This window comes from Pseudomonas chlororaphis subsp. chlororaphis (assembly GCF_003945765.1).
GTDB lineage: Bacteria > Pseudomonadota > Gammaproteobacteria > Pseudomonadales > Pseudomonadaceae > Aquipseudomonas > Aquipseudomonas chlororaphis.
The window spans coordinates 3433650-3455987 of sequence record NZ_CP027712.1; the positions used below are offsets into that span (position 1 = coordinate 3433650).

The 22338-nt window shown below is 61.2% G+C and carries 15 protein-coding genes; 8 read left to right on the top strand and 7 right to left on the bottom strand.

All coding sequences use genetic code 11. The features are described 5' to 3' along the window. Positions 1 to 83: 83 nt before the first annotated feature. Positions 84 to 1250, bottom strand: a complete 1167-nt coding sequence (locus tag C4K27_RS15770; protein ID WP_173613349.1) for a site-specific integrase — start codon at positions 1248 to 1250, stop codon at positions 84 to 86. 78 nt (positions 1251 to 1328) lie between these two features. Between C4K27_RS15770 and C4K27_RS15775 the strand changes: the two genes are divergently transcribed. Then, complete coding sequence (locus tag C4K27_RS15775) at positions 1329 to 2342, top strand: DNA-binding protein (protein ID WP_053261170.1); 1014 nt, start codon at positions 1329 to 1331, stop codon at positions 2340 to 2342. A 429-nt stretch (positions 2343 to 2771) separates the two neighbouring features. On the opposite strand, the gene C4K27_RS15780 is transcribed toward C4K27_RS15775, so the two are convergent. From C4K27_RS15780 to C4K27_RS15790, 3 genes are all read right to left on the bottom strand, one after another. Further along, entirely contained in the window at positions 2772 to 5906 is a 3135-nt protein-coding gene (locus tag C4K27_RS15780) for an efflux RND transporter permease subunit (protein ID WP_053261172.1), read from the bottom strand. Beyond that, the gene (locus C4K27_RS15785) at positions 5903 to 6994 is read right to left on the bottom strand and encodes an efflux RND transporter periplasmic adaptor subunit (RefSeq protein WP_053261173.1); all 1092 of its coding nucleotides are present in this window, start codon (positions 6992 to 6994) and stop codon (positions 5903 to 5905) included. The genes C4K27_RS15780 and C4K27_RS15785 overlap by 4 nt, the downstream gene beginning before the upstream one ends. 389 nt (positions 6995 to 7383) lie before the next feature. Beyond that, positions 7384 to 8058 carry a paraquat-inducible protein A gene (locus C4K27_RS15790; protein ID WP_053261174.1) on the bottom strand — a complete coding sequence of 225 codons (675 nt, stop codon included), beginning with the start codon at positions 8056 to 8058 and terminating at the stop codon, positions 7384 to 7386. Positions 8059 to 8492: 434 nt separating this feature from the next. On the opposite strand from C4K27_RS15790, the gene C4K27_RS15795 reads away from it, so the two are divergent. After that, the gene (locus C4K27_RS15795; protein WP_053261175.1) at positions 8493 to 9035 is read left to right on the top strand and encodes a hypothetical protein; all 543 of its coding nucleotides are present in this window, start codon (positions 8493 to 8495) and stop codon (positions 9033 to 9035) included. Positions 9036 to 9122: 87 nt separating this feature from the next. On the opposite strand, the gene C4K27_RS15800 is transcribed toward C4K27_RS15795, so the two are convergent. Then, positions 9123 to 9683 carry an AsnC family protein gene (locus C4K27_RS15800; RefSeq protein ID WP_053261176.1) on the bottom strand — a complete coding sequence of 187 codons (561 nt, stop codon included), beginning with the start codon at positions 9681 to 9683 and terminating at the stop codon, positions 9123 to 9125. 152 nt (positions 9684 to 9835) lie between these two features. On the opposite strand from C4K27_RS15800, the gene C4K27_RS15805 reads away from it, so the two are divergent. Genes C4K27_RS15805 through C4K27_RS15830 form a run of 6 tightly spaced genes read left to right on the top strand, consistent with a single transcriptional unit; the run spans position 9836 to position 19071 of the window. Then, positions 9836 to 10987 carry a MexC family multidrug efflux RND transporter periplasmic adaptor subunit gene (locus C4K27_RS15805; RefSeq protein ID WP_053261177.1) on the top strand — a complete coding sequence of 384 codons (1152 nt, stop codon included), beginning with the start codon at positions 9836 to 9838 and terminating at the stop codon, positions 10985 to 10987. A 27-nt stretch (positions 10988 to 11014) separates the two neighbouring features. Next, complete coding sequence (locus C4K27_RS15810) at positions 11015 to 14146, top strand: multidrug efflux RND transporter permease subunit (RefSeq protein ID WP_053261178.1); 3132 nt, start codon at positions 11015 to 11017, stop codon at positions 14144 to 14146. Then, complete coding sequence (locus C4K27_RS15815) at positions 14146 to 15582, top strand: efflux transporter outer membrane subunit (protein ID WP_394325644.1); 1437 nt, start codon at positions 14146 to 14148, stop codon at positions 15580 to 15582. The genes C4K27_RS15810 and C4K27_RS15815 overlap by 1 nt, the downstream gene beginning before the upstream one ends. Then, the gene (locus C4K27_RS15820; protein WP_053261180.1) at positions 15583 to 16203 is read left to right on the top strand and encodes a paraquat-inducible protein A; all 621 of its coding nucleotides are present in this window, start codon (positions 15583 to 15585) and stop codon (positions 16201 to 16203) included. Continuing rightward, positions 16196 to 18508, top strand: coding sequence for a PqiB family protein (locus C4K27_RS15825; protein ID WP_053261181.1), 2313 nt, complete (start codon positions 16196 to 16198; stop codon positions 18506 to 18508). The genes C4K27_RS15820 and C4K27_RS15825 overlap by 8 nt, the downstream gene beginning before the upstream one ends. Before the next feature lie 41 nt (positions 18509 to 18549). Then, complete coding sequence (locus C4K27_RS15830) at positions 18550 to 19071, top strand: hypothetical protein (RefSeq protein ID WP_053261182.1); 522 nt, start codon at positions 18550 to 18552, stop codon at positions 19069 to 19071. A gap of 404 nt (positions 19072 to 19475) precedes the next feature. Here C4K27_RS15830 and C4K27_RS15835 read toward each other — a convergent pair whose 3' ends face one another. Beyond that, a complete protein-coding gene (locus tag C4K27_RS15835; RefSeq protein WP_053261183.1) occupies positions 19476 to 20036 on the bottom strand; it encodes a TetR/AcrR family transcriptional regulator in 561 nt (186 codons plus the stop codon). A 189-nt stretch (positions 20037 to 20225) separates the two neighbouring features. Beyond that, entirely contained in the window at positions 20226 to 22178 is a 1953-nt protein-coding gene (gene prpR / locus C4K27_RS15840; RefSeq protein WP_053261184.1) for a propionate catabolism operon regulatory protein PrpR, read from the bottom strand. Between the last annotated feature and the right edge of the window lie 160 nt (positions 22179 to 22338).

The following is a 22338-nucleotide window of genomic DNA, read 5'->3' on the forward strand; positions in this document are numbered from 1 at the left end:
GGTGTACCTAGCCAAGTGGAAAGAGCTTGATGCCGTCGGGCTATGGCTACGCACTTAAGCGCGGTCTATGTCTCAGATGCTGGCTAGTCTCCTGTGCTTGTCATGGTTGGTTCGCAGAAGACTGTTGATCCTGCCGTTTGCTCTAGCGCAGCTTCGCTCGCTATCTGTGTTGGCCCGAGGAGTTGAGTGGCCCGACTGCCCAGCAACGAGCCCGCCTGAAAGTAACCCATCACTGTGCTGACGCTGCGATGTTCGGTCATAGCCATGACCTCACCGAGTGGCACTCCCTGACGCCCAGCTTCGGTGACAAACCCAGACCTCAAACTGTGCGCCGCCCAATCCCCCTCAAGGCCTGCGAGTTGGGCTCGGCGTTGAACGATGCGTGCGACCTGGTCGGCCGACAGTCCCGTGGCGCCCACCTTGCCACCCTTGTGCAGCCGCCGGAACAGCGGTCCAGATTCGGCTGGTGCAGCCGCCAGCCAGGTGGTGAGGGCCTGCGCTGCAGGTCCGCGCAACGGCTTCTCGCGGCGCACGCCGCCGGTGTCGGTCTTGGTAGCCCCCAAGGCGTACAGCCAGGTGTCAGCATCCAGTTTTCGTATATCGCCGATCTGCAACCCCACCACCTCCGAGCGCCGACGGCCGCCACCACTCCAGGCCAGCAGGAGTAGGGCGCGATCACGTACGCCGCGCACGCCGTCGGTGCAGGTGGCCAGCAGTGCTTGTAGCGGCTCGACCACCACTGCGGTCTTTTTGCGCACGGTTATCCCTTGGCGCGATTGCGCCTTGCGCGCGTCGCGCAGCAGGGTCTTCAGTGCTGGGGCTTCGGTCGGGCTGTTCCAGGCGTTGAGCCGGTGCCATTTGCCGAGCACCGCCAGGCGGTGGCTGACGGTGTTGTACGCCAATGGTCCGGGCTTGGCTTTGACCCGCGCCGCCACCAGCGCAGCGTCGACTGACGGCGGTAGCAGGTGGGCCCTGTTGCCGTCCGCCAGTGGACGGGCCAGGTGGTCGACGACGAATTGCACCGCTACGGTCGGCGGCAGCGGAGCATCACCCAGTGCCTGGCCGTAGCGCAATTGCAGCCAGGCCGACCAGTAGGCAAGGGCGCTGCGATAACTGCGCACGGTATTCGCGGCGGTGCCGGCGGCGATGAACGCTGCTGCAGCCTCCTGGGCATTAAGGGCCAGGGCATGCGGATCCAGCGGCATTTCGTCGACCAGTGGCAACTGATCTGTAATATCTATTACGTCCAACGTATTATAATTCCAATACTGGCCAAATAAGGTCGGATAATCTTTCATTATCAGACCTAATATAGTCGGAGATGAGCCGTGGCAGTAGGGGTGCCGGAAAACGACGTATTTGCTGCCGCCGATGCAGTATTGGCGCGGGGCGAGCGGCCGACGGTGGAGCGCGTGCGCCTGGAGCTGGGCCGCGGCAGCCCAGCGCGGGTCGGTGCGCTGCTCGATCAGTGGTGGGAACAGCTGGCTGGACGCCTGCGCGGCGAGACCCGTCTGCCCGGGCTGCCGGCGGAGGTGGCGCAAGCCTTTGTCGCCATCTGGCAGCAGGCGACCCTGCTCGCCCAGGGCGTTGCTGAGCAGTCACTCGCGGGCCAGCGTCAGGTGCTCGCCGAAGAACGCGAGGAACTGGCCGTGTTGGACGCACGGGCACGGCTCGAAGCCGCCCAGGCCCGCCAACAAACGGCCGAGGCACTCGCGGCGCGGCAGGGCGCCGAGACCCGGCTAAGCGATCTGGAACAGTTGCTGGTCCAGCGCCTGGCGCAGATCGACGATCTGCGCCAGCAACGCGAGGAACTGCTCGATCAGTGCGACGAAGCGCGCCAACAACTGGTGGAAGCCCGGCAGCAACTGCAGGATTCGCGTCAGCAGGCTGAGCAGGCGCGTGAGCAGCAGCAGCGCTACACCCGCGATGTCGAGAACCGGGCGTACCGCGAGATCGATCGAGCCCGAGAGGAGAGCAAAACGCTAGGGGGGCAGCTCAAGGAAGCCAATGGCCGTCTGCAGGTCTTGCAACAATCCTTGCTGTCAGCCCAGACAGAACTGGCCGAGGCGCGCGAACAGCGAGCCACCGCCCACGCTCAAGTCCAGGCTCTGCTTGACCAGTTGGATGTTACCCGTCAGGCGGGCGACGAAGCGGCCGAACGATACCAAGGCCTGCAACGACAATTGCTGGGCGCGCAGAGCGAACTGGCAGCTGTTCGCGAGCAAGCGGCGGCGGCACAGGCCCGAGCCCAAACCTTGAGCGAGCAGCTGATGGTCACCGTTAGCTCTACGACCGCTACAGTGCGTTCGCCACGAGCAAAGAAGACGTCCAAGCCTCGCTGAATCGATGGCAAGCCTCTGTATCGGGCGGCGAGTTCAATTGACGACGTGCAGTTGGCATTGCGTCAGGTCAGCCTCTAGGAGCCAGGGTGTATTGGAGTACCACAGCGCCTCGCAGCCGGTCCTTCGGGCACTATCGTTCCAGCTGTGCCGGGTTGCTGAGTTTTGCCAGTGGCGCGAGGTGGTCCTGATGATGCTGCTGGCAGTACGAATCGTCAGCCGCTTCTATCGGTTTTTGAAATTAATTCGAATAGACATCAGGATGTGGAGGAGGAAGTTTGATCTGAAATATCCATGTTGTGTACCGCGGCTCATCATCTCACGCCGCATGCGCCATGAAGGATTTGCCGGCACGCTTGCAGAGCGAAGCGTGCCTCTAACTCAGCACTCGTTGTTTCAGTTCAATTCCGATATCACTCGAGTGACCTCAACCTAGGTCCGAGGTACTGGAGCGGAGCTGATATCCGATCGTGAAGGAGCAGACGGCTCTTGTGGTTTCCTGCGACGACTCTCCCATTGAAGCAGAAGGGAAATGCCACAAGGCAGGACAGTCAATGTCACGATTGTCGCAACGGCTAGCCCCCCAATCACCGCATAGGCCATCGGCCCCCAAAATATCTGCGGTGCGATCGGGATCATTCCGAGAATAGCGGCACAGGCCGTCAGCAAAATAGGGCGGGCCCTATGTATTGAGGCATGCATGATCGCGTCACTGGGCGATTCGCCCCTATTCATATTGATGTCGACCTCTTCGATCAAAATGATCGCGTTGCGCACGATCATCCCAACAAGCGCAATGACCCCAAGCTGCGCGACAAAGCCCATGGGCGTGCCTGTCGGCAACATTGCCAGGACGACACCGATGAGTCCGAATGGGGCCATCGCGAGTGCCAGGAACATGCGGGAAAAACTGCGCAGTTGCACCATCAAGAGCACGCACATTACGAGCGCCGTGAGCGGTAGAACGGCGAGCAGCGATTGACTGCCCTTTGCCGCTTCCTCGACCGCTCCGCCCGTTTCAACCTTGTACCCCTTGGGTAGCTCTGCTCTGAACCGCGCTACAGTGGGCGCGAGTGCTTGCACTACGGTCGATGCCTCGAGTCCATCGCGAACGTCGCCTTGTACGGTGAGCAGGGAGAGGCGCTGCCGTCGCCAGACGATGGGATCTTCGACTCCAAAACTCAGCTTGGCGATCTGAGTCAATGGGATGGTATGGCCTTGGGCCGTACGGAGTTGGAGATTGGCAAGCGTTGCAAGGTTGGTGCGCTCCCCGATCTGCGCGCGGATCACCACATCGATGAGTCGGTCCTGGTCGCGCACCGTCGTCACCGCAGAGCCAGAGAAAATGGTCGCCATGGCACTGGCGATATCTTCGGACGACAGACCCAGGGCCCGCGCCTGAGTCTGGTCGACTTCGACAAGAACACTCCTTTGTGGCTCGCCCGACAGGAGGTGAACCTCACGTGTGTCCGGGTTAGCAGAGATGACGTTAGCGAGACGTGCTGCGATATCACGCACTTTGTTCTGATCGGGTCCCGTGACGCGATACTTGAGTGGCCATCCTACTGGAGGACCGAGTTCTAGCGGCGTCGCGCGAGCGATGAGGCCGGAGAATTCCGTCTTGAATGCCGCGGCAAGCCTTGCCTGTAACGCATCACGTTCCTTGACGCCTTTCGCGACAACAACCGTCTGGGTGACGTTTTCGTTCTGGAGCAAAACCTCCATGGGGAGATAGAAGCGAATTGCCCCGGAGCCGATATAGGTCGAGAAGCGCTCAACATCGGGGTCGTTTTTTAGCAGCTCCTCAAGCTTCGACGCCTCGCGCGTCGTCGCATCCAGTGACGCATTCTGCGGTAACGTCAGACTGACCAGAAGCTCGGGGCGGTCGGAGGGGGGGAAGAACTGCTGTTCGAGATAGGTTGCGGCGCTGAGCGAGGCCACGAATGCCGCGACGGCGACGCTGAGGGTCATTGCACGATGGCCAAGGGCCCAGGACAGCGCCCGCTCATAGGCTTGCATTATGCGACCAGCGCCATGGCCGTGATGTGGCAATGACTTGGGCAGAATCAGGGTTCCGAGCAAAGGTGAGAACAGGACTGCAACTACCCAGGAAGCCGATAGCGAGATCAGTACCACCATAAACATCGAATAGCAGTACTCACCCGCGCTTGAAGCCGCAAAACCAACCGGGATGAATCCGGCGATCATGACAAGCGTGCCCGTCAGCATCGGGAAGGCGGTTGACTCATAAGCGAAGCTCGCTGCCCGCTTTAGATTCCAGCCCTCTTCTAATTTGCCAACCATGGCCTCGACGGTGATCATCGCGTCATCGACCAGGAGACCGAGGGCGATGATCAGTGCACCTAGCGAGATGCGTTGCAAGCCTATGCCTGTCAACTCCATGCCGATGAAGGTCATTGCCAGAACAAGGGGGATCGAAAGGCTGACAACTAACCCTGCCCGGGCGCCGAGCGAGAGAAACGATACCGCGAGTACGATCGCAACCGCTTCGGCAAGGACCGTCAAGAAGCCACTGACCGCTTGCGTCACCACTGTCGATTGGTCGGCGACCTGGATCATCTCGATTCCGTGAGGAAGCGTCGTCCTGACGTCATCCATGCGAGCTCGTACCGCTTCGCCAAAACTGAGCAGATTACCACCCGAGGCCATCGAAATAGCAAGGCCGAGGGCTTTCTCGCCGTTGACCCGGAACAGTGGCGCTGGAGGGTCAGCCGGTATTCGCTGGATAACGGCCAGTTCGGTGAGCGGTACGAAACGATCATTCGCCCGCAACGTCACATTCCGCAAGCTCTCCTCGGATGCGAAGCCCCCACTGACGCGCAGTGCGATCTTGTCCTCGGCCAGACGCACCGTACCGGAAGGTATGACGGCATTCTGTGCCTTTAAGGCGCGTAAGACTGCCTCTTCGTCAAGCCCGAAGGCCGCAAGCCGGCCAGGGGAGAATTCGATGACGATCTGCTCCTCCTGCACCCCCAGCAACTGTACTTTGCCAATACCAGGAATACGCAGCAGTTCCGCACGCACGCCTTCGAGGTAGTCACGCAGTTCACGGTCAGAGAAGCCCTCGGCGGTAAATCCGAAGATCTGTCCATAGGTGTCGCCGAATTCGTCGTCGAAGAATGGTCCCTCCACGCCGCTTGGAAGCGTTGCGGTAATATCGGCCATCTTCTTGCGAACCTGATACCAGGCATCGGGGACTATTCGCGACGGCGCATCATCGCGCAGGTTGACCATGATGACGGTTTCGCCCGGGCGCGTGTAACTATCGAGCCGGTCGAGATAGGGGATCTCTTCAAGCTTTTTCTCCAGGCGGTCGGTCAAAAGTTTCGTTGTGTCGTCGATGGTTGCTCCGGGCCAGCGAGCTGCCACTACCATCGTCTTGATGGTGAACGTCGGGTCTTCGTTACGACTCAGTTTGGAATAGCTGATCGCACCACCGACCAGCGTGACCAGCATGAGGAAAAACATCAGCGGCATCTGTCCGATCGACCATGCCGAGAGATTGAATCCTTGCTGGTCTCTTGGAGGTATTGTGTTCGGCTTCATTGGGCCACCTCTGCCGTATCGTAGACAACTTTTTGCCCGGCCCGGAGTTTGCTGACCCCAGCGGTTACAACGGCATCTCCCTCGGTGAGCCCTGACTCGACCAGCGCTTGTGTCGCAGTGAAGCGTGTGACAACAACAGGTTTACGGATAAGTACATGATCGGACGGTTGAATTACAAAGACTGCCGGCTTGCCTTCCTCACTCGTCAAGGAAGAGGCGGGAAGAATGAACAGGGCCTTGCCGGGCAATAGCAGGCGCCCTGTCACAGTGGCTCCCAATGTCATGGCCGGCGGGGTTTCTGGCAGAGCAATGCGGACCCGATAGGTGCGCGTAGCTGCATCTGCGGTCGGGCTCACATCGCGAATAGAACCAATGACTTTGATCTTAGGGTCTGACACCAGAGCGACTTCGACTTGCACATCAGAGAGTACGGAAGTGTAGAGTCGTTCAGACACGTTGAAGACCGCGTCACGCTCATGTGTCGAGGCGAGTTTGATTGCCAACTGACCGGCATCGACGACTTGTCCGATATTGACCATCACCGCATTCACGATAGCGGCATCGGGCGCGCGTAACTCGGTGTAGCTCAATTTGTTGCGTGCAGTGAGCAGCCCCGTTTTCGCGACGTTGAGCCTTGCGTTTGCTGCCCGCCAGTTGGCTGCCGCCTCATCCACTCGGGCACGTGCGACGAACTGTTTATCGAAGAGCATGCGCTGTCGATCAAGCCCCGATCTGGCAAACTCTTCTGCCGCTTCTGCGCTCCTCACTTCGGCCTCGGCAACCCGTACCTCATTCTGGATGTCGTTAGGGTCGAGCACTGCAAGAACCTGCCCCTTGGCGACGCTCATCCCGACATCGACGCTACGGGTTGCAATACGACCCGCGATACGAAAAGCGAGATCGGTCTCGATGTGAGCGCGGATCTCGCCCGTCTGGGCAACTTCTTCACCGATCACACCGGGCTTCGCGATTACCGCGCGGACGGGGCGCGGGGCTTCCTCCGATCGTTTTTCTTCCTGACAGCCAGTGAGGATTAGGCTAAGGCTGCAAACATAGCCACATATCCGTAATGCCATAAGCACTGTCATTTTTTCTTTCCTTTGATCAAGTAGGACATGCAATTCAACGTGTTCACCATTCAGCACAAACACGTTCGTATTACAGAACTCAAACTCGCTAACAGTGGAGCGGGCGACACAAGTTCTACGCAAAGATCGAAGCATTAGCGGTGAGCGCCTATGGAACTGAGCGGTTCCTGATATCACGCATCATCAGTAAACTTGGCCAGCCTTTGAGTCGAACAACCGCATGATGGCCAGGTCGAGCCCACTGCAAGCCTAGTGGAAAACATAGGCACTGAAATTTGCTGTATGGCTCATACCGCTCTGTCCCAGGCCGGATGGGCATGGACATAACATGGATAAAACCTGCCGCATTGGTGGGTCACTTTCTGACGAACCTCCCCAGACGTCTTTAGTCACTCAGGAAAGCGAGAGGGTTGAACCCGACGAGGCTGCTCGTTGGATAGCGCTTCCCAGACCTGATGGGAGGGCATATTCAGTTCCAGCCAGACCTGGGTGAGCAACAACGCGACGAAACAGGCCAGGCCGATACCCAGGCTCAGGTCGGCGATGTCGATCAACTTGACGATGGAAACCAGGATCCCGAACAGGTAAACCTCGAGCATTCCCCATTCGCGCAGGTGGTGATAAGTGCGGTAGAGCAGAATGCCGGTGGGGCGCGCCACCTTGAACCGCAGACTCAACAGCACCAGCAGTTGGCACAGCAGCTTGAGCAGGGGAATCGCCATGCCGCTCAACAGCACCAGCACGGCAACCCCCGGCATATCGCTTTCGAACAATCCGAGCACACTGGTCCAGATCGTTTCGCTGCGGGTCTGCCCGAGGAGCGTCAGGTGCATGATCGGCAGGAAGTTGGCCGGGATGTAGAGGAGCAGGGCGGTCAGGACCAGGGCGAAGCAGCGACGCTGCCACTGATGGCGATGCACGACCAGCTCGAAGTCGCAACGTGGGCAGCAACTCTTTTCACCCGGTTCAAGTGGTTCCCGGCGCATGAGCAGGTCGCATTCATGGCAGGCGATCAGCGCGTCCAGGGGAAGGTTCGGCAAGTTGCCGGTGTGGGTAGGGGGCATCGAGTTGATCCTGGAAGGACGTGGCCTGGGTTTCGGTTCGGGTCTGGGAGCTAGCGCCATACAGGAACGGCTGTTCCCCTCGACGATGGCCACGGCCAGCGCCTTGATGAGTCGTTCGTCATGGGAAATCAACACCATAGGTGGGGCCTGGCTGGAGTATGAAAGAGGCGCCTTGCGCATGCGCTATGCGGGCCCGGTGTCAGCCTAAATAATATCAAATGAGCCAAATTTGACTCAAGAATTTTTTAAACTATCATGCCTGGGTTGTCAATCAATGGACAGGTACCTTGTTGCCACTTCGTATATGGCCAGCAAAGGCAATCGTTCCAGCAGCAAATGCGGCCTCCAACCCGAAATGGCACAGTGTTGGCGGAGTTGTACCCTTTAGTGGTTTCTTGTGTTTTGAGTTTTATATGGGTCGTGAGGTTTTCTAAATGCAGTCTGTAACCCCTTTGGATGATCGCCGGTTTGCATTTGAGGCGCGTCGTTTGACAATAGAAACGCTTGTCAAAATTTATCTTGAACAGGTTTCGGTTTCACGGAGTTTAGTGACGGTTTACCTTCGCTTGATGTTTACCTTGTCGCTCGGCGCATTGGCGGGGGTGGTAACTTTATATGGCGCCATACTTCGATTTAGTGTTTCTCCCGCTCTCAATACGATCACCATGCTAGAAGCAATAAGTGCCGTTATGGCGCTTGGTGTGCTTGTTGCGTCCGCTTTGCTCTCCGCGCGCGCATTACAGCAAAGTGCTTTTGATGCAGCTCCGTTCTTACATGATCCATTCCCCAATGCCGGACCTATAATTGACTCGATTTTTCAGCTAAAAGAGCTCGATGAGCAGCAGATACTCGATAGGCTGTATTTTGCTATTGGCAAGCTTGTTGAACATCAACCTACTCTTAGAGTCAGCACGCGCTTGACCACGACCTTATTGGTTGTTGGTCTGCTTTTGACTGGGGTGTCGTTTTTAATATGAAGTAGGCTAGTGAATTTCTTGGTCAGGGGGCTTCTGCATGAAACTCCTCTTTGACAAGCTCTATCTCGTCCATGTCGATCCGCCATTTCAGCTGCGCATTGGAGTGGCACCATGCAGGAACATTTGCCCCAATATTTTGGCGGAGTTGGAGCTTGCTGCTCGTCCGCGCCGCTCGGCATCAGCCAAGCCATATACCAGAGCAATGAATAGTTCTGTAAATACTGCAGCGGTGATGTCGATACGAAATGCCCCCATGCATTGTCCACGCAAGAAAAAACTATCCAATGCATCAAGATAAGACTGCCAGCGGGCTCCGTCGTCTTTGGGGTTGGGAAAGTCGGGGCGACTCTGAAAGACGATAAAGATGAGCAGCTCTCGATGAGCAAGATGCTCTTTGATCAGGTTGTGCAATGCTTCCTGAGGTGTAGCGCCAGATAAACAAGTGGTTTCGATTATTTGGTTGAGAATGTTTCTGCCATGCGCTTCAAGCATCTTTAGCAGGTTATCGCGAGTCCCATAAAAACGGTGCAAGGTAGTTCGGCTCGTGCCTACAGCTTCCGCGAGTTCCTTAAGAGTGGCTCGTGGGCGGTCGACAATGACCGCAGCCAGTGCCTTGATGAGTCGTTCGTCATGGGGGGGCAGAGACATCGCTAGGTTCCAAGTGAGTCTGAATGCATGGGTTGAGCGCTGAGGTTTTTATGTATCCATTTGTTCTTAATATGATCATATGAGACATATTTGACTCAAAATAGATTCGAAAGTATCATCCGCGGCATTCTCAATCAAGCTTCGGGTGAGTCATGGGCAATTTGCGTGCAGTAGGAATGGCAGGGTCACTGGCAGTAGCCATCGCATTGGCCGGGTGTGGCCCGGCGAGTGAGCAGAGCAGCACAGTGGAAGTGGCGCGTCCGGTTGAAGTGCTGGCGGTGACCAGCGAGCCTTTGGCCCTTGTCTCGGAACTGCCGGGCCGGGTCGAGCCGGTGCGGGTGGCGCAGGTGCGTGCCCGGGTGGCAGGCATCGTCCTGCACAAGCGGTTTGTCGAAGGGGCCGACGTCAAGGCCGGCGATCTGTTGTTCCAGATCGACCCGGCGCCGTTCAAGGCCGCCGTGGCGCGGGCCGAGGGCGAGCTGGCCCGGGCCCAGTCCGGGATGCTGGAAGCCCAGGCACGGGTCAAGCGCTATGCGCCGCTGGTGAAGATCGAAGCCGTGAGCCAGCAGGACTACGACAGCGCCACCGCCGAGCTGCGTCGTACCCAGGCGGCCACCCGCTCTGCCGAGGCCGACTTGCAGACCGCGCGCCTGAACCTGGGCTACGCCTCGGTCACCGCGCCGATTTCCGGGCGCGTGGGCCGGGCGCTGGTCACCGAAGGCGCGCTGGTAGGACAGGGCGACGCCACCCTGATGGTGCGCATCCAGCAACTGGATCCGGTGTATGTGGATTTCACCCAGCCAGCGGCCGATGCCCTGCGCCTGCGTGAAGCCTTGAAGAACGGCACCCTCGCGGCCGATGCACAGCAGGGCTTGTCGGTGCGCATCGAAGGCACCTCCTACGAGCGCCAGGGCTCGTTGCTGTTCACCGATGTGGCGGTGAATCCGGGCACCGGCCAGGTGGCCCTGCGCGGTCAGTTCGACAACCGCGACGGCAACCTGCTGCCGGGCATGTATGTGCGGGTGCGCACCCCCCAGGGCACCGACAGCCAGGCGATCCTGGTGCCGCAGCGAGCGGTGCTGCGCAGTCCCGACGGCAGCGCCGCGGTGCTGGTGATGGACGGCGAGGGCCGGGCCCAACAGCGTCCGGTGCAGACCGGCGCCATGCAGGGCGCCCGCTGGCAGATCCGTGACGGCCTGAAGGTCGGTGATCGGGTGATCGTCAGCGGCCTGGCCGGCCTGCAGCCAGGGGCCAAGGTCGAGCCCAAGAGTGCCCTGGCCACAGCCTCCGGGTCACAACAGTAAGGGCGCAATCGCCGCGAGGATTTTTCGATGTCGCAATTTTTCATCAAGCGCCCCAACTTCGCCTGGGTCGTCGCACTGTTCATTTCCCTGGCCGGCATGCTGGTTATTTCCAAGCTGCCGGTAGCCCAGTACCCCAACGTGGCGCCACCGCAGATAACAGTAACCGCCACCTACCCAGGTGCTTCGGCCAAGGTCCTGGTGGAGTCGGTCACCAGCGTGCTCGAGGAGTCGCTCAACGGCGCCAAGGGCTTGCTGTATTTCGAGTCCACCAACAACTCCAACGGTACCGCCGAAATCGTCGTTACCTTCGAACCGGGTGTCGATCCGGACCTGGCCCAGGTGGACGTGCAGAACCGCCTGAAGAAAGCCGAGGCGCGCATGCCTCAGGCCGTGCTGACCCAGGGCCTGCAAGTGGAGCAGAGCAGCGCCGGCTTCCTGCTGATCTACGCCCTGAACTACAAGGACGGCACCCAGCACGCCGACACCACGGCCCTGGGCGACTATGCCGCGCGCAATATCAACAACGAACTGCGGCGCCTGCCGGGGGTCGGCAAGCTGCAGTTCTTCTCATCGGAAGCGGCGATGCGGGTCTGGATCGACCCACAGAAGCTGGTGGGCTACGGCCTGTCCATCGAGGACGTGAGCAACGCTATCCGCGAGCAGAACGTGCAGGTGCCCGCCGGTGCCTTTGGCAGTACGCCGGGCAGCAGCGCCCAGGAACTGACCGCGACCCTGGCGGTCAAGGGCATCCTGGACAATCCGCAGGAGTTCGGCCAGATCGTCCTGCGGGCCAACCAGGACGGCTCCTCGGTCAAGCTCGCTGACGTCGCGCGTCTGGAACTGGGCCAGGAAAACTACAACATTTCCTCGCGCCTCAACGGCACTCCGGCAGTTGGCGGGGCGATCCAGCTGTCGCCGGGGGCCAACGCCATCCAGACCGCAGAGCTGGTCAAACAGCGCCTGGCCGAACTCTCGGCGTTCTTCCCCGAGGACGTGCAGTATTCGGTGCCCTACGACACCTCGCGTTTCGTCGACGTGGCCATCGAGAAAGTGATCCATACCCTGATCGAAGCCATGGTCCTGGTGTTCCTGGTGATGTTCCTGTTCCTGCAGAACGTACGCTACACCCTGATCCCGTCGATCGTGGTGCCAGTGTGCCTGCTGGGTACGCTGATGGTGATGTACCTGCTGGGCTTCTCGGTGAACATGATGACCATGTTCGGCATGGTGCTGGCCATCGGCATCCTGGTGGACGATGCCATCGTGGTGGTGGAGAACGTCGAGCGGATCATGGCCGAGGAGGGCCTGTCGCCGGTCGATGCCACCATCAAGGCGATGCAGCAGGTGTCTGGTGCGATCGTCGGTATCACCCTGGTGCTGTCGGCCGTGTTCCTGCCGCTGGCGTTCATGTCCGGTTCGGTGGGGGTGATCTACCAGCAGTTCTCGGTATCGCTGGCGGTATCCATCCTGTTCTCCGGCTTCCTGGCCCTGACCTTCACCCCGGCGCTGTGCGCCACGCTGCTCAAGCCGATTCCCCAAGGACATCACGAGAAACGCGGGTTCTTCGGCGCCTTCAACCGCGGTTTTGCCCGGCTGACCGAGCGCTATTCGCTGTTCAACAGCGCGCTGGTCAAACGCTCCGGGCGCTTCATGCTGGTCTATGGCGGCATTGTCGCCATCCTCGGCTACAGCTACCTGCGTCTGCCGGAAGCCTTCGTGCCCACCGAAGACCTGGGCTACATGGTGGTCGACGTGCAACTGCCGCCGGGCGCCAGCCGAGTGCGCACCAACGCCACCGGCGAACAGCTGGAAACCTACCTCAAGTCCCGCGAGGCGGTGTCCTCGGCATTCGTGATCTCGGGCTTCAGCTTTTCCGGCCAGGGTGACAATGCGGCGCTGGCTTTCCCGACCTTCAAGGACTGGTCCGAGCGGGATGCGCAGCAGTCGGCCGCGGCGGAAGTGGCGGCGCTGAACGAGCATTTCGCCGTGCCCGACGACGGCACTGTCATGGCGGTGTCGCCACCGCCGATCAATGGCCTGGGCAACTCCGGCGGTTTCGCCCTGCGCCTGATGGACCGTGGCGGCCTGGGCCGCGAGGCCCTGCTGCAAGCCCGCGATACCTTACTGGCCCAGACCTACGGCAACCCGGTGTTCTTCTACGCGATGATGGAAGGCCTGGCCGAAGCGCCGCAGTTGCGCCTGCAGATCGATCGCGAGAAAGCCCGCGCCCTGGGGGTGAGCTTCAGGATCATCGGCAGCACCCTGTCCGCGGCTTTTGGTTCCGATGTGATCAACGACTTCACCAATGCCGGGCGCCAGCAACGGGTGGTGATCCAGGCCGAGCAGGGCGAGCGCATGACCCCGGAAAGCGTGCTCAAGCTTTACGCGCCCAACGACCGGGGCGAGCAGGTGCCCTTCAGTGCCTTCGTCACCACCCAGTGGGAAGAGGGCCCGGTGCAACTGGTGCGCTACAACGGCTACCCGTCGATCCGCATCATCGGCGACGCCGGCCCCGGTTTCAGTACCGGCCAGGCCATGGCCGAGATGGAGCGCCTGGCGGCGCAGCTGCCGGCCGGCATCGGCTACGAGTGGACCGGCCTGTCCTACCAGGAAAAGGTCTCCAGCGGCCAGGCCACGGCGCTGTTCGCCCTGGCCATCCTGGTGGTGTTCATGCTGCTGGTGGCGCTGTACGAGAGCTGGTCGATCCCGCTGTCGGTCATGCTGATCGTGCCGATCGGCGCGGTGGGTGCAGTGCTCGCGGTGACCCTGGTGGGCATGCCCAACGACCTGTACTTCAAGGTTGGCCTGATCACCATCATCGGCCTGTCGGCGAAGAACGCGATCCTTATCGTCGAGTTCGCCAAGGAACTCTGGGAGAAGGGCTACAGCCTGCGTGACGCCGCCATCGAGGCCGCGCGCCTGCGCTTCCGACCGATCGTCATGACCTCCATGGCCTTCATCCTCGGCGTGGTGCCGCTGGCCCTGGCCACCGGCGCCGGCGCTGCGAGCCAGCGCGCCATCGGCACCGGGGTGATCGGCGGGATGCTCAGCGCGACGCTGCTCGGGGTGATCTTCGTACCTATCTGTTTTGTCTGGGTGCTGTCGCTGCTACGCAGTAAACCCGCGGTGCTCGAGCACGCTGCCGAGGGCCAGGAGTGATGCACATGCCTATAAGAAGTCTTTCCCTGTCGCTGTTGCTGGCCCTGGGCGGTTGCTCCCTGGCGCCGACTTACCAGCGTCCCGAAGCGCCGGTGGCCGCCAGTTGGAATCTACCGGCCACGGAGTCGGGGCAGCGTGTCGGCGAGCTGGACTGGCAGGGGTTTATCCTCGACCCCCAGCTGCGCCAGCTGGTGGGCATCGCCCTGGACAACAACCGTTCGCTGCGCCAGACCCTGCTGGATATCGAGCAGGCCCGTGCCTTGTACCGCATCCAGCGCGCCGACCGGGTGCCGGGACTGAACGCCGCGGCCTCGGGCAACCGCCAGCGCCTGCCGGCCGATCTGGCCAGCAATGGCCAGGCCGGGGTCGCCAGCTCCTATCAAGTGGGCCTGGCCCTGCCGGAATACGAACTGGACCTGTTCGGCCGGGTCAAGAGCCTCAGCGATGCGGCACTGCAGCAATACCTGGCCACCGAGGAGGCGGGGCGCGCGGCGCGCATCGCCCTGATCGCCGAGGTCAGCCAGGCCTACCTGCAGCTCGACGGCGCCCAGCGGCGCCTGGAGCTGACCCAGCAGACCCTGGTCAGCCGCGAATACTCCTTCGCCCTGATCAGCCGCCAGCGCGCGGTGGGCACGGCCGGCGCCCTGGACTACCAGGAAGCCCTGGGGCTGGTGGAGCAATCCCGGGCCGACCAGGAAAGCAACCTGCGCCAGCAGCAACAGGCGTTCAACGCCCTGGTGCTGCTGCTGGGCAGTGCGGACGCAGCGAAATCCATCGGCGAACCGCGCCAGGAGCGGCCGCGGCTGGTACAAGACATAGTCGCCGGCTCGCCGTCGAGCCTGATCGAGCGGCGTCCGGACATCCTGGCCGCCGAACACCGGCTGCAGGCGCGCAATGCCGATATCGGCGCGGCGCGGGCGGCGTTCTTCCCGCGCATCAGCCTGACCGGCAGCCTGGGCACCTCCAGCGCGCAAATGTCCGGCCTGTTCGATGGCGGTTCACGCTCCTGGAGCTTTGTGCCGACCCTGTCGCTGCCAATCTTCGACGGTGGGCGCAACAGCGCCAACCTGAGCCTGGCCGAGGCGCGCAAGGACTCCGCCGTCGCCGCCTATGAAGCCACGGTGCAGACCGCTTTTCGCGAGGTGGCGGACGCCCTGGCGGCCAGCGACACCCTGCGCCGCGAAGAAGCGGCACGGCGCGCCCTGGCGGACACCAGCGAAGAATCGCTGAAACTGGCCAAGGCCCGCTACGAGGGGGGGATCGACAGCCACCTGCGCTACCTGGATGCCCAGCGTACCCGCTTCATCAACGAAACAGCTTTTATCGAGGTCAGCACCCAGCGACAGATCGCCCTGGTGGACTTGTTCCGCGCCCTGGGCGGTGGTTGGCCGGACCACCAAGAGTCGCAACCGGCGCTACGCCAGGCGAAGCCCTGAATGCGTGCGATCGATGCCGGTATCCAGGTCTGCGGCGAATGCCATCAACTCAGCCCCGTCGACGACTCGCAGCCTGCGCGCTGCAGTCGTTGCCAGGCGCTGTTGCATGTGCGCCGCCCCGACAGTATCCGGCGCACCTGGGCCTTGCTGATCACGGCAATGCTGCTCTACATCCCAGCCAACCTGCTGCCGATCATGACCGTCAGCGTCTTCGGCAAGGGCGCGCCGGCCACCATCATGAGCGGGGTGGTCAGCCTGCTGCAGCTGGGGATGATCCCCATCGCCCTGGTGGTGTTCGTGGCCAGTATCGTGGTGCCCACCTTCAAGCTGGTGGGGATCGCGCTGCTGCTCTATTCGGTGCAGCGACAGCAACCGATGTCCGCCCGCCAGCGGATCATCATGTACCGCTTCATCGAATGGGTGGGGCGCTGGTCGATGCTCGACATCTTCGTCATCGCCATCCTGGTGGCGCTGGTGAACTTCGGCAACCTGGCGCGCATCGAGGCCAACCTCGGCGCCGCCGCCTTTGCCAGCGTGGTGGTACTGACCATGCTGGCCGCAGTGATTTTCGATCCCCGGCTGATCTGGGACAACACCCACTTGGACAATGAAAATGAGTGACCTGCCTGTCCCGAAAAAACACCCGACCTCCAACTGGTCGGCGATCTGGATCCTGCCCCTGTTGGCCCTGGTCATCGGTGCCTGGCTGGCCTGGCGCGCCTACGACGAGGCCGGCCCGATCATCCAGGTCCGCTTCGAGAGCGGCGATGGTATCCAGGCCAAGAAGACCGAGGTGCTGTACAAGGGCATCTCGGTCGGCAAGGTGGTAGAGCTGAATGTCAGCGACGACATCAAGGGCGTACTCGCCTCCATCGAAATGACCAAGGAAACCGAGAAGTATCTGAATGAAGATACCCACTTCTGGCTGGTCAAGCCGCGGGTCTCCCTGGCCGGCGTCACCGGCCTGGAGACCCTGGTCTCCGGGGTCTACATCGCGGTGGATCCGGCGAAGGGTGATAAAGGCGATCAAGGGGTTCGCTCCTTCACTGCCTTGAAGGAACCGCCACCGATGTCGGAGAAGGTTCCGGGCCTGCACATCACCCTCAAGGCCGAGCGCCTGGGCTCCCTGGAGCAGGGGAGCCCGGTGTTCTACAAGCAGATCCTGGTGGGCCAGGTGAAGAGTTTCCAGCTTGGCGAGGACCAGCGCACCATCGAGATCAGAGTGCACATCGAGCCGGCCTATGCGGACCTGGTGCGCAAGCACACGCGCTTCTGGAACGCCAGCGGGATCTCGATCTCCGGCGGCCTGTCGGGGTTCAAGGTGCGCAGTGAATCGCTGCTGACCCTGGCCGCCGGCGGCATTTCCTTCGCGACCCCGGACAACCATCGCGACAGCCCGCCCACGGACACCAGCAAGCCCTTCCGTCTGTACGAGGACTATGACGCGGCCCAGGTTGGCCTGCGGGTGACGCTGAAGATGAAGGACCTGAGCGACATTCAGCCGGGGCAAACGCAAGTCATGTACAACGGCGTGCAAGTCGGCCTGGTCAAGAACGTCGACATGAACCAGGACTTCAGCGGCGCCACCGCCGAGCTGGCGATGGACCCGCGGGTCGAAGCCCTGCTGCTGGAGGGCACCGAGTTCTGGACCGTGAAACCGAATATCTCGCTGGCCGGGATCACCGGCCTGGACGCCCTGGTCAAGGGCAATTACATCGCCGTGCGTTTCGCCAAGAGCGGAGTGCCGCGGCGGGAGTTCAGCGTCCTCTCCAAGGCACCGCCCATGGACATGAACGTGCCAGGCCTGCACCTGATACTGACCAGTGATCGGCGTGGCTCGGTCGAGGTCGGCGCGCCGGTTCTTTATCGGCAGATCCGCGTCGGCAGCGTGCAGAGCTACCAGCTGTCGGCGGACAACCAGCGGGTCATGATCGGGGTGCATATCGAGCCCGAGTTCACGCGCCTGGTGAACAGCTCCACGCGCTTCTGGAACGCCAGCGGTGTGACGCTGAGCGGTGATTTGACCGGGCTGAAGGTCAAGAGCGAGTCGTTGCAGACCCTGATCAATGGCGGGATCTCCTTCGACACCCCGGACCCGAAAGCACCGACCTCCGGCAAGGAGCGACGTTTCGCCCTCTACGACAGCGAAGAGGCCGCCATGGCCCGGGGAGTGGAAATCCAGCTGAGCGTCGAGGATGCCGAAGGGCTGCGCGAAGGCACGCCGATTCGTTTCAAGGGACTGCTGATCGGCAAGGTCGAGCGCATTGATTTGAAAGCCGACCTGTCCGGCGCGCTGCTCAAGGCGCGCCTCGGGGCCAACGGCGAACCATTCGCTCGCAGCGGCACGCGTTTCTGGGTAGTGCGCCCGGCGCTCGGCCTGCTGCGCACGGAAAACCTCGGCACCCTGGTCAGCGGCTCTTATATCGAGGCTTTGCCCAGCAGTCGCCCGGGCGAGCGCCAGACGCGCTTCCAGACCCTGGCCGAAGCACCGAATCTCTTGGCGGGCGGCAATGGCCTGCGGCTGACCCTGAGCGCCCCGGACAAAGGCTCGATCAAGCTCGGCAGCCCAGTGACCTACCGCAAGATGCCGGTGGGCAAGGTCATTGACATGAGCCTGGGGCCGCAGGCTGACCGGGTGCTGGTCAGCATTCTTATCGAGCCGCGTTATGTGCCTCTGGTGCGTACCGGCAGCCGCTTCTGGAACGCCAGCGGCGTCGGCATCGAGGCCGGTTTGTTCAAGGGCGTTTCGGTGCGCACCGAGTCCCTGGAGGCCATGGTGGCGGGCGGAATCGCCTTCGCCACTCCCGACAACGGGCAAATGGGCGAACCGGCCAAGCAGGGGCAGACCTTCGCCCTGTTCGATGCTGTCGACGAGCAGTGGCTGGAGTGGGCACCGAAGATCTCGCTCAAGGATGCCGGGCAGTGATCGCACCGTCATTATTTAGTCAATGCAAAAGGAGTTAACTCATGTCCAGACATCTATTTTGTGTCGCTTTCTTCGTGGCCGGCTGCGCTTTTGCCGCGCAAGCCCAGGAGCCGCTGCCTTCGGTACAGCAGGTGATGAGCGATCACAAGGAGAAGATCAATAACCAGATCGAGACCATTAATTACAAACGCAAACGCGTGGTCGAGGCCAATATGGGGCTCGACAGTGCGCAAGCCGAAGTCTTCTGGCCGGTCTACGCTCGCTATCGCAATGAAATGGATGGCCTGAACAGGGACTCGTTCGAGCTGTTACTTGAATATGCGCGGGCCTATGGCTCCGGAGCGGTCACCCATGAAGATGCTTCTAAGATGATCAAGGTTTACAAGACCCTGCAGGTAAAGCGGCAAATGCTCTTGAATCGCTATATTGATGAAGTTTCTGAAAAAATGTCGTCAGTGACCGCCATGCGTTTTCTACAAATAGAAGAGCAACTGGATGCGGTAGAAATGTTGGAAACCGGGAAGCGTATCCCTCTGGTTGGAACCCCTTCGAATCGTATGTAAGCGCATCAGGCCGCGGATCAATTGCTCAGTTGATGCGCAGCCTGTCTCCCCCTCGAAACACAGCTTCTCAATCCTGCCTTGGTGCTCACACGTGGCTTGCCGCTGTTGCCGGCGAGCCCGATCGCGGCGCCGGCCGCCAGGCGATTGGCCAAAGGACTCGAGTCGCCATGTAGGCCCGATGGTGGGTCTGCTTCGATGCGCAATTGGCTATTTTCTGGCGCGCTTTATCAAGCTTTCTCGGGTCTCACGGACCAGACTCAGGCTCACCAATAATAAAAATGCCAATTCTGGAGGTTTGCGGCTGGAGCGCGCTCAGGACCGGTTGCCTGTCCCATTTGCCGCCCCCCCCTTTAGATTGCTGCAACGCTTGAGCGGGTGAGCTTTTTTTGACGGGCGAGGGCAGGTTAGCGAGAGGGGGCTGAAGCGCCCTCGAGGAAGAGCAGTTCCAGTGTCTGTACGGACGTCGCGCTGGCCGCACGCCCGCGGCGCTCGGCATCGACGATGCCGTACACCATGCTCAAGAACATTTCAGTGAATATTGCAGCGCTGATGTCGATGCGGAAAGCGCCTGCCTGTTGACCGCGCAGGAAGAAGGAATCCAAGGCATCCGCATACGCCCGCCACGAGCGATTTGCCTCGCTATCATCGAAGGAGTCCGGACGGTACTGGAAGAGCAGGAAGATCATCATCTCGCGATGTTTGAGATGCTCGACAATCAGACGATGGAGGGCCGTTACCGGGGCGCAACTGTTCAGCTGCGCATCGTCTATCACTTGAGTGAGGACTTGTTGCCCATAGCTCTCCAGCATGCTCACCAGATTGTCACGGGTTCCACAGAACCGGTGCAGGGTAGCCTTGCTGACGCCTGCCGCTTCGGCCAGTTCCTTCAAGGTGGCTCGAGGGTGGACAACAATCGCATCGGCCAACGCTTTGAGTAGACGCTCATCGGTTATCGGAAGGTGCATTCAAATAATTCCACACTGCCTGTTGTGTAACTATTGTGAAGGAAACATGAACAGATGGCATCCCATCTGATCAAGTAATGATTCAATTAAAGCTTTAAGGTCGCAAGCATTCTCGCCTGAATGGGGGCCGGTTTCACTAGGCCACTGCCCGATGTAATTTCGACTATGGATTCAGCCAATTTTGTTCGCTCACTGCACGGACCTGAGCCGGCGCCACAAGGTGGTCCGGCTGATGCCGAGGCGACGTGCGGCTTCGTCGAGATTGCCCTGGCAGCTGTCCAGCGTCTCCCGTACGTGGCGTAACTGCGCGGCCTTGCCAATCGTGTGCAAATCCGTTTCGCGTGGCGACTTTTTCCGAGCGGGTGAAGGCGGCAGGCTTTCGCCCAGTTCGGGTAGCACGCGAGCCAGATACGGCTCGTTCACGCCGTGCTCGCCCAGCAGTTCGCGGGCCGAAAGCATCGCGCGTTCGATCACGTTCTCCAGTTCCCGGACATTGCCCGGCCAGGCATACCGTGTCAGGTACGGCAGCAGGGCGGTCGGTATCTCCGCGGCGCCCGGCGGCTGGCCCTGAACCAGCAGGCGCTGGCTGATCCCCTGGCAGATCAGGGCGATATCCTCCGGCCGCTCGCGCAACGGTGTGGTCTGCAGGCGCAGAATGTTGAGCCGGTAATACAGATCGGTACGAAACTCGCCATCCTCCATGGCGGCACGCAGGTCCTGGTGAGTGGCGGCGATGATGCGCACGTCAATGGCAATCGGTTCGGTGCTGCCCAGGCGCAGCACCTCACGCTCTTGCAGCACCCGTAGCAGGCGGGTCTGCAACGACACCGGCATGTCGCCGATTTCGTCGAGAAACAGCGTGCCGCGGTGCGCCGCTTCGAGCAGCCCGGGCTTGCCGCCTTTGCGCGAGCCGCTGAAGGCGCCTTCCTCGTAGCCGAACAGTTCGCTTTCCAGCAGCGACTCTGGAAGCGCCGCGCAGTTGATGGCGACGAAGGGTCCCTGCCAGCGTGGGCTCTCGTTATGGATGCCTTGGGCCAGCAACTCCTTGCCGGTGCCGCTCTCGCCGGTGATCAGGATGGTCGAGTGGCTGGCGGCGAAACGCTTGGCCATTTGCAGCATCTCGCGGTTGGCCGTGCTGTTGCCGCCTAGCTGCTCGAGCCGGTAGCGGGCGGTGAACGCACCCGGGCGGCGAGTGGAGCGGATGCGCTGGTCCGCCCGCTGCACCGCGGTGGTGTCCTGGCAGGTCAGCACGAGGCCGGTACGCTGGCCGTTTTCCAGGATCGGCAGCAGATTGCTGACCACCGCATGCGAGCCAAGCCGAATCACCCGATTTTCCTCGCCGCTGCCGTCCTGCAGCGCCTGTTGCAAGTCCAGTTCCGGGCACAGCTGCTGTAGTGGCCGGCCCAGCGCCGCGCTGAGCGGCAACTCCAGCAGTTGGGCAAGAGCGGGGTTAAGCGACTGCACCACGCCGTGGTTGTCGACCGCCGCCACGCCGGTGGGGATGTGTTGCAGCACGGCATTCAAGTGCCGCCGTTTGGCGATTTCGATGCGTTGGCTGTCAAGGATGCCCAGGGCTTCCTCGAGCGCTCTGCGTACCGTGTCCTCGCTCAGCGACAGTACGCCGTGCAGTCCTGCCTGTTCCGCCAGTTCCACCACCGTCGACGAACCGATGATGCTGCGACAACCCAGCTGGGCGGCCTGCTCGACCGCCTGGCGAGCCTCCTCGAGGGAGGAGTAGGCGGCCTGGTGAACCTGCACGGTGAACAGTGCAGCCATGGCCTGAAGGTTGCGGTCAATGCGGTTGTAGCTGAGCAAGGCCACCTGCGAGGAGTGCTCACGCGCTTGTCCCAGCGCACGCAGCAGGTCATCGCCGCCGACGTGCATCGTCAATACCGGGCGAGTCAGGTGTTTGCGCAGGTAGGCGGCAGTGGCCCCGGCGCAGACGAACACGTCGACCGCGCCACGTTGTTCCCATTCGCGGGCGGTCTGCAGCGCCTCGGACACCGAGGTGTCGAGTACTTCGATGTGGGTGTCGGGATAGTCCGCCGTGAGCCCGGCCACCACCTGGGCAAGGCGGCTGCGTTGCCGGGGGCGTTGCAGGTGGCTGATCAGCACGACGACCTGGGAGGTGGGGGAGTGCATGGCGGGACCTGTTCATTGATGAAATTTTTCGATAGTGAACGAATTGGTTGCAGATGTGAAATTCGGCGCGCATCCCTCATTTGTTCAAAAATGCTGGGCGCCAGATCTGGCGCGGCCTCCAGCCAATTCCTGAAGAGTTGGCCCAGGCATTGCTCAGGTG